Annotated in this window: 8 protein-coding genes; 6 read left to right on the forward strand and 2 right to left on the reverse strand. The window is 58.3% G+C overall.

What is annotated here, in order from left to right; translation table 11 throughout:
- Positions 1-464 precede the first annotated feature (464 nt).
- The 6 genes from ytfQ (at position 465) to ACA373_RS03095 (ending at position 8,176) form a co-directional block, all read left to right on the forward strand.
- The gene (gene ytfQ / locus ACA373_RS03070; protein ID WP_253454359.1) at positions 465-1,421 is read left to right on the forward strand and encodes a galactofuranose ABC transporter, galactofuranose-binding protein YtfQ; all 957 of its coding nucleotides are present in this window, start codon (positions 465-467) and stop codon (positions 1,419-1,421) included.
- A gap of 47 nt (positions 1,422-1,468) precedes the next feature.
- Positions 1,469-2,989, forward strand: a complete 1,521-nt coding sequence (ytfR, locus tag ACA373_RS03075; RefSeq protein ID WP_370733991.1) for a galactofuranose ABC transporter, ATP-binding protein YtfR — start codon at positions 1,469-1,471, stop codon at positions 2,987-2,989.
- Positions 2,982-3,992 carry a galactofuranose ABC transporter, ATP-binding protein YtfT gene (gene ytfT, locus ACA373_RS03080; RefSeq protein ID WP_253454357.1) on the forward strand — a complete coding sequence of 337 codons (1,011 nt, stop codon included), beginning with the start codon at positions 2,982-2,984 and terminating at the stop codon, positions 3,990-3,992. Before ytfR ends, ytfT begins: the two co-directional genes overlap by 8 nt.
- Positions 3,985-4,968: a galactofuranose ABC transporter, permease protein YjfF gene (yjfF, locus tag ACA373_RS03085; RefSeq protein ID WP_253454356.1), complete on the forward strand. Its 984-nt coding sequence runs from the start codon at positions 3,985-3,987 to the stop codon at positions 4,966-4,968. Before ytfT ends, yjfF begins: the two co-directional genes overlap by 8 nt.
- Positions 4,969-5,216: 248 nt before the next feature.
- The gene (locus ACA373_RS03090) at positions 5,217-6,446 is read left to right on the forward strand and encodes an anaerobic sulfatase maturase (protein ID WP_370733992.1); all 1,230 of its coding nucleotides are present in this window, start codon (positions 5,217-5,219) and stop codon (positions 6,444-6,446) included.
- A gap of 59 nt (positions 6,447-6,505) precedes the next feature.
- Positions 6,506-8,176, forward strand: coding sequence for a sulfatase (locus tag ACA373_RS03095; RefSeq protein WP_370733993.1), 1,671 nt, complete (start codon positions 6,506-6,508; stop codon positions 8,174-8,176).
- Positions 8,177-8,260: 84 nt separating this feature from the next.
- On the opposite strand, the gene araA is transcribed toward ACA373_RS03095, so the two are convergent.
- Both araA and ACA373_RS03105 read right to left on the reverse strand, forming a co-directional pair.
- Positions 8,261-9,766 (reverse strand): L-arabinose isomerase, encoded by a 1,506-nt coding sequence (gene araA, locus ACA373_RS03100; protein ID WP_370733994.1) that lies wholly within the window; start codon positions 9,764-9,766, stop codon positions 8,261-8,263.
- Between the two features lie 9 nt (positions 9,767-9,775).
- Positions 9,776-11,458: a ribulokinase gene (locus ACA373_RS03105; protein ID WP_301250962.1), complete on the reverse strand. Its 1,683-nt coding sequence runs from the start codon at positions 11,456-11,458 to the stop codon at positions 9,776-9,778.
- Positions 11,459-11,507 lie beyond the last annotated feature (49 nt).

An 11,507-nucleotide genomic window follows, 5' to 3' on the forward strand; every position in this document is an offset into this window, starting at 1 on the left:
TAGTAGAAAATGCATATTCACAGTAAATTCAGAATAAAGAGTAAGGCATTTCCGCATCCTGCCGCCGTGATTGTCGACTTTAATTAGCATTTGCCCGACTCTTGTTAATAAATGTTATCAGTGTTAATAACTGGATCCAACGGGATGTGGTATTGCTCACAAAATAACGTTTTGCTCTTGCTACAGGCTATTAACGTAAGTCGGCAGATACGGTGCTTCTCTTTGTAATCGCTTTCATGAAGCAGACGGATAAGCGCTTATCTTTATTACACTTATTTAACAATGACTTTTCCGCCTTGACGTATATTTTATCCATATTCCTTTCTTCACTGAAAATCCCTGCCGTTTTGCCCCGCCTTAATTGCTGAATTTTGTGAGCATTGTCGTAAATGTTTTTTTCTGGCTGAGCCACCCTTAAGCGGCAATCACACCCGGATAATGACCCCCGTCAGAGGAACAGACCTATGTGGAAACGTTTACTTTTAACCACGCTGATTGGCGCGGCGCTGAGCGGTAACGCGCTGGCAGAAAACCTAACGGTTGGCTTTTCTCAGGTTGGCTCCGAATCGGGCTGGCGAGCGGCGGAAACCAGCATGGCCAAAAGCGAAGCGCAAAAACGCGGCATCACGCTGAAAATTGCCGACGGACAGCAAAAGCAGGAGAACCAAATCAAAGCGGTGCGCTCGTTTATCGCGCAGGGCGTGGACGCCATCTTTATCGCGCCCGTGGTACAAACAGGGTGGGAACCGGTGCTTGAGGAAGCTAAAGACGCCAAAATCCCCGTGTTCCTGCTGGATCGCGCTATCGTGGTAAAAGATAAATCGCTCTATATGTCCGTCGTCACGGCGGATAACGTGCTGGAAGGCAAGCTGATTGGCGACTGGCTGGTCAAAGAGCTGGCCGGTAAACCCTGTAATGTTGTGGAGCTACAGGGCACCGTCGGCGCCAGCGTGGCGATAGATCGCAAAAAAGGCTTTGCCGAAGCCATTGCTAACGCGCCCGGCATTAAAATTGTGCGCTCGCAGTCCGGAGACTTTACCCGCAGCAAAGGTAAAGAAGTCATGGAGAGCTTTATTAAAGCGGAAAACAACGGCAAGAACATCTGCATGGTTTACGCCCACAATGACGATATGGCGATTGGTGCCATTCAGGCCATTAAAGAAGCCGGCCTTAAGCCGGGCAAAGATATTCTGACCGGCTCGATTGATGGCGTGCCGGATATTTACAAGGCGATGCTGGCAGGCGAGGCTAACGCTAACGTCGAGCTGACGCCTGATATGGCCGGCCCGGCATTCGACGCGCTGGAGAAATTCCGCAAGAACGGCGCCCAGCCGCCAAAAATTATCAAAACCGAATCGAGGCTCTTTTTGCCAGCCGACGCCCAGGCCCAGCTGGATAAGAAAAAAGGAATGGGTTACTGACACCTTTGCCGTCCGCTCGTCGGACGGCGCTGCTTTCGAGGCCAGCCATGACCAGCTCATCGCAAACATTGCCGCTGCTCAGCATCAGCGGACTGAGTAAAAGTTTTCCCGGCGTCAAAGCGCTGGCAGGCGTTTCTTTCGATCTACAGGGCGGTGAAATCATGGCGCTGCTGGGCGAGAACGGCGCGGGTAAATCCACCCTGATTAAAGTGTTGACCGGCGTTTACCGGCGCGATGCGGGCACCGTTACGCTGGCGGGCCAGGCTATCGATCCGCGCAGCACGGCGGAGGCCCAGCAGGCGGGGATAGGTACCGTCTATCAGGAGGTCAATCTGTTGCCCAACATGTCGGTCGCGGACAACCTGTTTATCGGGCGCGAACCGCGTCGGCTGGGGATGATCGATCGCCGCCGCATGAATAAAGAGGCGCGAACGCTGCTGCACAATTACGGCTTTGAGCTGGACGTGACGCGCCCGCTTGGACACTATTCGGTTGCGATGCAGCAGATTATCGCTATCTGCCGCGCGGTCGATCTCTCCGCACAGGTGCTGATCCTGGATGAGCCAACGGCCAGCCTGGACGCCAGCGAAGTGACGATGCTGTTTACGCTGATGAACCAGCTGCGCGCGCGCGGCATGGGGTTGATTTTCGTTACCCATTTTCTGGACCAGGTATACAAAATTTGCGATCGCATCACCGTGTTGCGCAACGGCCAGTTTGTTGCTACGCGAGAAACGCACGCGCTGCCGCAAATCGAGCTGATTAAGCTGATGCTGGGGCGCGAACTGCTGGAAACCGCCCTTCAACGCGCGGGCAGCACCTTAAAAAGCCATCAGCCGGTGGTGGAGTTCAAAGATTACGGCAGGAAAGGGACGATAGAGCCCTTCAGCCTTAGCGTTCGTCCCGGCGAGGCCGTTGGCCTTGCCGGTCTGCTGGGCTCCGGACGCACGGAAACCGCAGAACTGCTGTTCGGCATTAAAAGCGCCGACAGCGGCAGCGCCTTCATCAGGGGAAAACCCCGCACTATCCGCACGCCCGCGCAAGCCTCGCGCGCGGGAATCGGCTTCTGTCCCGAAGATCGCAAAACCGACGGCATTATCGGCGCGGCCTCCGTGCGGGAAAATATCATTCTGGCGCTACAGGCCCAGCGCGGCTGGCTCAGACCTATCGCCAGGCGCGAGCAGCAGCAGATAGCCGAACGCTATATCAAAAGCTTAGGCATTCGGACGCCGCATGCCGAACAGCCGGTGGAGCTGCTGTCCGGCGGCAATCAGCAAAAGGTGCTGCTCTCCCGCTGGCTGGTGACCAAACCGCAGTTTCTGATCCTGGACGAGCCGACGCGCGGCATTGACGTTGGCGCGCACGCGGAGATTATCCGGCTAATCGAAACGCTTTGCGCGGATGGCCTAGCGCTGCTGGTTATCTCTTCTGAACTGGAGGAACTGGTCGGCTATGCGGACAGGGTGATTATCCTGCGGGATCGCCGACAGGTTGCGGAGATCCCGCTGGAGGATCTCTCCGTCACCGCTGTGGTTAAGGCGATAGCCGCCGGAGGAACCCATGCTTGAGACAAGGCTGATGAAAAAAACCGCTTCGGGACGGAAACTTCCGCCGGGGATGCCGCAGCTCGCCGCGCTGATCCTGGTGCTGCTGGCGGACAGCCTGGTGGCAAACAACTTCTTTGCCGTGCATCTTCAGGATGGGCGGCTGTTCGGCAGCCCGATTGATATTCTTAATCGGGCCGCGCCGGTAGCGCTGCTTTCAATCGGCATGACGCTAGTGATTGCCACCGGCGGCATCGACCTGTCGGTAGGCGCGGTGATGGCGATTGCCGGTGCCACGGCGGCCACGCTGACCGTTTCCGGACACAGCCTGCCGGTCATCGTGCTCGCCTCGCTGGGCAGCGGGCTGCTGTGCGGCTTGTGGAACGGCGTGCTGGTGGCGCTGTTAAAAATCCAGCCTTTTGTGGCGACGCTGATTTTAATGGTGGCCGGGCGCGGCGTTGCCCAGCTGATTACCCAGGGGCAAATCGTCACCTTTAACAGCGACTCGCTGGCGCAGCTGGGCAGCGGCACGCTGTTGCTGCTGCCGGTGCCGGTATGGATAACCCTGGTCGTGGCCCTGCTGGTCTGGCTGCTGGCAAGAAAAACCGCGCTGGGCATGTTTATCGAAGCGGTGGGGATTAACCTGCGCGCCGCGCGCAACGCCGGGGTCAACGGCTGGGCGGTGGTGATGACAACCTATATCATCAGCGGACTGTGTGCCGCCGTGGCGGGGCTGATTGTCGCGGCGGATATTCGCGGCGCGGACGCCAACAATGCCGGGCTGTGGCTGGAGCTGGACGCTATCCTCGCCGTGGTTATCGGCGGCGCTTCGCTGCTGGGCGGCCGGTTTAACCTGCTGCTGTCGCTGCTGGGCGCGCTGACTATTCAGGCCATGAATACCGGTATTCTGCTTTCCGGCTTTCCGCCGGAGCTGAACCAGGTGGTCAAGGCCGTGGTGGTGATGGCAGTGCTGCTGCTGCAATCGCCCGCCTTTCTGCAACTGTTTAAGCGAGGTCGCCGTGATTAAACGCTATTTGCCGTTAATGATTACGCTGCTGGTGTTTGTGGCGGGCTACCTGTTCTGCCTGGCGCAGTATCCCGGCTTCGCCTCCACCCGCGTGATCGCCAATATCCTGACCGATAACGCCTTTTTAGGGATTATTGCCGTTGGCATGACCTTTGTGATCCTCTCCGGCGGCATCGATCTGTCGCCGGGCGCGGTGATCGCTTTTACCGGCGTTTTTCTGGCGCGGGCCATTGGCGATTTTCATCTCGATCCCTGGCTGGCGTTTGCGCTGGTGATGGTGCTTGGCTCGGCATTCGGCGCGCTGATGGGCTGGCTGATCGACGCGCTGAAAATGCCTGCTTTTATTATCACGCTGGCTGGCATGTTTTTTCTGCGCGGCAGCAGCTATCTGGTGTCGGAAAGCTCTATCCCCATCGATCATCCGCTGTACGGCACGCTCTCTTCGCTGGCCTGGAAAATTCCCGGCGGCGGGCGGCTCAGCCTGCTGGCGCTGATTATGCTGGTGGTGGTCGCGGCGGGGATCCTGCTGGCGCACCGTACGCGCTTTGGCAACGAAGTCTATGCTATTGGCGGTAATATCACCTCCGCGCGCCTGATGGGCATCGGCACGCGCAGCGCTACCGTACGTATCTATATGCTCTCTTCTGCGCTGGCGACGCTGGCGGGCATCGTGTTTTCGATCTATACCTCGGCCGGTTACGCGCTGGCGGGCATGGGCGTAGAACTGGACGCCATCGCGTCGGTGGTGATCGGCGGCACGCTGCTCTCCGGCGGCGTCGGCACGGTGCTCGGCACGCTCTTTGGCGTGCTGATCCAGGGGTTAATCCAGACCTGGATTAACTTTGACGGTACGCTCAGCTCATGGTGGACCAAAATCGCCATTGGCATCCTGCTGTTCGCTTTTATCGCGCTGCAAAGGCTGCTGACGGCAGTCTGGGATCGCCAGCAGAATGCGCCGGTGAAGCGTCTGAGCTGACTCGACTATTTTTTGCCGAAGAGGTAAACCGCACTGATTTATCGTGATTGTAATCACAGTATGCCCCGTCGGCAGTTGTGGGAACGGCCGTCGCGGGCTTAGTGTCATCCACGGCAGGGCGTAACCGCAGGGCGGGCGAAACCTGAAAAAAGAGCGTGAAATATTCCGCTTTTTTTTCAGGTTTTTTTTCGCCTGTTAGTCAGGGAAGGCATCGCAGCAGCACGCGTGATAACGCACCAGGAGGGGGTATGCAGAACGGCATCAATTTTCAGCTCATGGCCAAGCCTGCCGGCGCGGCCTGCAATCTTCGCTGTGATTACTGCTTTTATCTGGAAAAAATCCAGCTTTATCCGCAGCATACCGCGCACAGAAAAATGGATGACGCGACGCTGGAAAACTATATTCGTCAGACCATTGCAGCCCAGCACGCGCCCGTCGTCGACTTTATCTGGCAGGGCGGCGAACCAACGCTGGCGGGCATCGATTTCTACCGTCGAGCGCTCGAACTTCAGCAGCGTTACGCTCAGGGCCGGCAAATCAATAATTTTTTCCAGACCAACGGCGTCAATCTTAACGACGACTGGGCGCGCTTTTTCAAACGGCACCGCTTTCTGGTGGGGCTTTCGCTGGATGGCGACAGCATCACGCACGACCGTTACCGGCGTTCGCGTGCGGGCAAAGGCACCTTTAACGAGGTGATGGCCGGGCTGGCCTGCCTGAAACGTCACCATGTCGACTTTAACACGCTAACGGTAGTCAACGCCGATAACGTCGCCAGACCAAAGGAGATTTACCATTTTTTGCGCCGCGCAGGCAGCCGCTATATGCAGTTTATTCCGCTGGTGGAGCGACGAGCGTCCGAGCCAGACGCCAGCGGCCTGACGCTGGTCACGCCGGATTTCAAAGGTGACTGCCGGGTCGCGCCCTGGTCCGTACCCGCGCTGGCTTACGGCCGCTTTCTTAACGCGATTTTCGACCACTGGGCGCAGCACGATATCGGCGCAATTTTTGTGATGAACTTTGAACAGACGCTGGCGAAGCTGGTCGGCCAGCCCGGCATCTGCGTACAGAGCGAAACCTGCGGCGGTAATCTGGTGGTAGAGGCGCAGGGCGATATCTATTCCTGCGACCATTTTGTTTATCCGCAGCACCGGCTGGGCAATATCAACCATGATGATTTACGCACGCTGGTGAACGGCGAGAAGCAGCGCGCGTTCGGCCAGCGCAAGCTGACCCAGCTGAATCAGGCCTGCCTGCGCTGCGACGCCAGATCGCTTTGCCATGGCGGCTGCCCCAAACATCGTTTTCTGTATGCCGAAGGAGACTGGCCGCAAAACTATTTCTGCGCGGGGCTGGCGTTGCACTACCGGCACGTGCTGCCGGTGATGCAGCAGATACTCTCGCTGGCGCAGCAGGGAAAAAGCGCGCCGCAGCTGCAAAAAAGCATCCGGCGATATTACCAGGGGCTGCGCCCCTGAACCAAACGGACGAGCGCGCAGGTCGTCGCCGTCCGGTTACCGTCACGGAGGATAAAGTTATGAAGAAAACAACCTTAACCGCGCTGGCGCTCTGCTGCCCGGTATTATATCAACCCGCTACGGCGGCCCCGCCGCCTGCGGCAGGCGCGTCGGCAAAACCCAATATCGTTTATATCCTGCTGGACGATCAGCGCTACGACGCCTTCGGTTTTATTAACCCGCTGATCAAGACGCCGCATATGGATGAGATCGCCCACAACGGCACCTGGTTTAAAAACGCTTTTGTTACCACATCGCTCTCTTCGCCCAGCCGGGCTTCTATTCTTACCGGGATGTACGCGCATAACCATGGCGTAGCGGACAATAATCCGACCGATCTTTCGCGGCTACGCTATTTTCCGGAGCTGCTGCAAAAGAGCGGCTATCAGACCGCCTTTTTTGGCAAATGGCACTTCGGCGGCGCGGACAGCACGGCGAAAGCGGGTTTTGCCGGATTTGACCGTTGGGTAGGGCTGCTGGGCCAGGGCGACTATTATCCCATCAATATGTTCGGCGAACCGGCGATGCTGAATATCGACGGTAAGCTCACGCCGCAAAAAGGCTACATTACCGACGAGCTGACCGACTATACGCTGGACTGGCTTGACCATACCGACAAGTCCAGACCCTTTACGGTTTATCTGTCGCACAAGGGCGTTCATGCCGATTTTTATCCCGCCGTGCGCGATAAGGGCAAACTTTCCAGTGTGACTTTCCCGCTGCCGGAGACGTGGGCCGATACGCAAGAAAACTACGTCGGCAAGCCAATGTGGGTAAAAAACCAGCGTAACAGCTGGCACGGCGTGGACTATCCCTATGACAGGAAAATGGATCTCCAGCAGTTCCAGCGCGACTACTATGAAACGCTGATGGCGGTGGACGACAGCGTGGGGCGCGTGCAGGCGTGGCTGAAGAAAAACGGCCTGGCCGATAACACCATCGTGATGGTGATGGGCGATAACGGCTTTATGTTCGGCGAGCATGGTCTGATCGATAAACGCGCCGCCTACGAGGAGTCGATGCGCGTGCCGCTGATAGCGTCCGGTCCCGGTTTCGCTAAGGGCAAAGTGGTCGAGGATGTGGTGGCGAACATTGATATCGCGCCGACCCTGCTGGATGCGGCGGGCATTGCGAAACCGGCGAACTACGACGGCAGCAGCTTTCTCGGGCTGGGTACCGGCCGTAAAGATTTGCCGCCGCGTAAGGATTACTTCGTCTATGAATATTTCTGGGAATACAACTTTCCCTATACGCCGACTACCTTTGCTATTCGCACGCCGCAGTATAAATACATTCAGTACTACGGTATCTGGGATAAAGAGGAGCTGTACGATATCGCCAAAGATCCGCATGAGAAGCACAATCTGATCGACGATAAATCCAAAGCGATGATCGAAACCAAAATCGCGCTGCGCAAAAAGCTGTTTGACGGTCTGAAAGATCATCAGGGCAACAGTATTATTCCCTACAACGAGCGCACCAGTCAGGGCGTGGTGTTCCGTTATCGGGAAGGCGGAAAGAAAATGGCCGATTTTCCGGCGGAGTGGCTGCGTGGTGACAATCCCCGGGACAAATACGACGGCGTGCTGCCGGACCAGTATCAGAAAGAGAAAGCAGACGAGCAGGTGTTCGCCTCTTTTGAAAAAACGGAGGCGCTGATCCATCAAATGCTCCAGCAGCCAGCCCGATAGCGGCGGGGAGCCCGTCCGGCGACAGATAAAATAAAAGCCCCGACGTCTCCGTTGGGGCTTTATATGCTTGCCAGATCGGCAGGCTTAACGCTGATTCAGCCGATAGTACGCCTCGTTCCAGCGCAGCGCGTCCTTAAAGCCGTGCAGCGTGGTTTCTTCGTCAATCACCAGCACCTCGATACCGTGCATTTCGCCGTACTGACGCATATCCTCCACCGTCAGCGCCTGGCTGAACACGGTATGGTGCGCGCCGCCGCCGAGGATCCAGGTTTCCGAGGCCGTTGCCAGCGAAGGCTGTGCGCGCCACAGGGCGCGGGCTACCGGCAGTTTCGGCAGCGGCTTGGGCTGTTCCACGGCGTCGACGACGTTCACCAGCAGGCGGAAGCGGTCGCCCATATCGATCACGCTGGCGTTTACCGCGCGTCCGGCTGGCGTGGAGAAAATCATGCGCGCCGGATCGGCCTTGCCGCCAATGCCCAGATACTGCACGTCAATCAGCGGACGGCTTTCTTTGGCGATGGAAGGGCAGACTTCCAGCATATGCGAACCCAGCACCAGCTCGTTGCCCGGCGAGAAGTGATAGGTGTAATCCTCCATAAAGGAGGTGCCGCCCGGCAGACCGGTCGCCATCACTTTAAAGATGTGCAGCAGCGCGGCGGTTTTCCAGTCGCCTTCGCCGGCAAAACCGTAGCCCTGGCCCATCAGTCGCTGTACCGCCAGGCCCGGCAGCTGGGTCATGCCGTGCAGGGTCTGGAAGTTGGTGGTGAACGCCATGCAGCCTTCGGCCTGCAAAAAGCTTTTGATCCCCAGCTCGATGCGGGCCGCATCCAGCACGTTCTGTCGCTTCTCGCCGTTGGCTGCCGCCGCTGGCGTAAAGTCATACAGGCTCTCGTATTCATCGATCAGCGCGTTGACGTCGCCCTCGCTGACGCCGTTAATCACCTCCACCAGGTCGCCCACGCCCCAGCCGTTAACCGAGTAGCCGAACTGGATCTGCGCCGCCACCTTATCGCCTTCCGTTACCGCTACTTCGCGCATATTGTCGCCAAAGCGAGCGACCTTAAGCTGCGAGCTGGCCTGCTTAGCGGCAGCGGCGCGCATCCACTTGCCGATGCGCTCCTGGGCGGTTTTATCCTGCCAGTGGCCGGTGATCACGCTGTGCGGCAACCGCATCCGCGCGCCGATAAAGCCGAACTCGCGGCCGCCGTGCGCGGTCTGGTTCAGGTTCATAAAGTCCATATCCATGCTGTCCCACGGGATCTCCGCGTTGAACTGGGTATGGAACTGCAACAGCGGCTTGTTCAGCACCGACAGGCCGCCAATCCACATTTTGGCGGGCGAAAAGGTATGCAGCCAGGTGATGATGCCTAAACACTCGTCGGCATAGTTCGCCTCGCGACAGAGCGCCAGCGCCTCATCAGGGCTTTTCACCAGCGGCTTGAGCTGAAGACGAAACGGCAGATTGCCGTCGCGGTTAAGCCCGTCCACCACCTGCTGAGCATGATGCTCCACCTGACGCAGCGTCTCACTTCCGTAAAGGTGCTGTGTACCGATAACAAACCAGACGCTGAGCGCATTGAGCTGAGCCATACTTTCTCCTTAACTGTTGAGCTGGCGCGGGGCGAACAGGGGTTCGGCCACGTCGCACCATTGAAGGTAACGCTGATAAAGCTGCTGATAGCGATCGACGCGGCTGGCGTCGGGCTGCAGCGTGGTAGCAATTGGGCTGGCCATTTTCTGCTGGGCGGCAGGCACGTCGGGATAGACGCCGGCGGCCACGGCGGCAAAAATCGCCGCGCCCAGCGCACAGCATTCGTCCGACGCGACGATATCCAGCGGTCGGTTCATCACATCGCAGCAGACCTGCATAATGGCCGGGGATTTACGGGCGATACCGCCCAGGGTCAGGATGTTTTCTACCGGAATATCCTGACGCTCGAAACATTCCATAATGGCGCGTGCGCCAAAGGCGGTGGCGGCGATAAAACCGCCGAACAGCGTGGCCGCGTCGGTGCCCAGGTTAAGATCGGTAATGACGCCTTTCAGGCGCTGATTGGCAAAAGGCGTGCGGCGGCCGTTAAACCAGTCCAGCACCACCGGCAGATGATCCAGCTGTGGATCGGCAGCCCAGGCCTGAGTTAATTCGTTAAGCAGATTTTTCTGTATCTCCGCCAGCTCCGCCTGAAGATGCGGGTGTTTTTCGGCGGCCTGAATTAGCGGCCAGCTGAGCAGGCGGCTGAACCAGGCGTACATATCGCCAAACGCCGACTGGCCCGCTTCCAGGCCGATCATATTCGGCACCACGCTGCCGTTAACCTGGCCGCAGATGCCGTCAATGGCGCGCTCACCGACGCGGTCCACATCGGCGATCAGGATGTCGCAGGTTGAGGTGCCAATCACTTTTACCAGCGTGTAAGGCGTGGCGCCCGCGCCAACGGCGCCCATATGGCAGTCGAACTCGCCGCCGGAAATCATCACGCCAGACGGCACGCCAAGCCGCGTCGCCCATTCCGCCGTAATCTGCCCAACGGGCTGTTCGGCCGTCCAGGTTTCGCTGAACATCGGCGTATCCAGATGCTCCGTCAGCAGCGGATCCAGCGCGTTAAAGAAATCCGCGCCCGGCAGGCCGCCCCAGGCAGGATGCCACAGCGATTTATGCCCGGCGGCGCAGCGTCCACGGCGGATCGCTTCCGGCGCGGTAGTGCCGCTGAGCAGGGCGGGCACCCAGTCGCACAGCTCCACCCAGGCGACCGCCGCCTCGCGCACCGCTTTATCCTCACGGCTGACGTGCAGGATTTTTGCCCAGAACCACTCTGAGGAGTAGGTGCCGCCAATAAAGCGAGCGTAGTCCTCGAAACGCCCGCTGTGGCACAGCGCGGTAATTTCTTCCGCTTCTTTAATGGCCGTGTGATCTTTCCACAGCACAAACATGGCGTTGGGGTTTTCGGCGAATTCCGGACGCAGCGCCAGAACGTTGCCGTCGCGATCGATGGGCGCTGGCGTGGAGCCGGTGGAATCGACGCCGATCCCCACGATGTTTTGGCGCTGAGCGGGCGTTAATTTAGTGACAACGTCACGTATGGCCTGCTCAAAGGCGTCGATATAGTCCTGCGGATGATGACGGAACTGATTGATGCGGCTCTGGCTGTACAGACCCGCCTGCCAGCGCGGATAGGCGACGACTCCGGTTTGCAGCTCTTTGCCGCTTGCGCACTCTACTGCCAGCGCGCGTACGGAATCACTGCCAAAGTCCAGACCGATTGTGATGGCGTCCAACTGCATTTTTCTCTCCGGGCGGTCAATGAATACGATATGACTACCCTAAGAAATC

Origin of the sequence: Erwinia sp. STN24, from assembly GCF_041320675.1 — a bacterium.
GTDB classification, from domain to species: domain Bacteria; phylum Pseudomonadota; class Gammaproteobacteria; order Enterobacterales; family Enterobacteriaceae; genus Erwinia; species Erwinia aeris.

Excerpts from the sequence above, each read along its gene's own strand:
- ACA373_RS03105 (WP_301250962.1), bottom strand. The coding sequence starts at position 11,458 with ATGCAGTTGGACGCCATCACAATCGGTCTGGACTTTGGCAGTGATTCC.
- ACA373_RS03090 (WP_370733992.1), top strand. The coding sequence starts at position 5,217 with ATGCAGAACGGCATCAATTTTCAGCTCATGGCCAAGCCTGCCGGCGCG.
- ytfQ (WP_253454359.1), top strand. The coding sequence starts at position 465 with ATGTGGAAACGTTTACTTTTAACCACGCTGATTGGCGCGGCGCTGAGC.
- ACA373_RS03095 (WP_370733993.1), top strand. The coding sequence starts at position 6,506 with ATGAAGAAAACAACCTTAACCGCGCTGGCGCTCTGCTGCCCGGTATTA.
- ytfT (WP_253454357.1), top strand. The coding sequence starts at position 2,982 with ATGCTTGAGACAAGGCTGATGAAAAAAACCGCTTCGGGACGGAAACTT.
- araA (WP_370733994.1), bottom strand. The coding sequence starts at position 9,766 with ATGGCTCAGCTCAATGCGCTCAGCGTCTGGTTTGTTATCGGTACACAG.
- ytfR (WP_370733991.1), top strand. The coding sequence starts at position 1,469 with ATGACCAGCTCATCGCAAACATTGCCGCTGCTCAGCATCAGCGGACTG.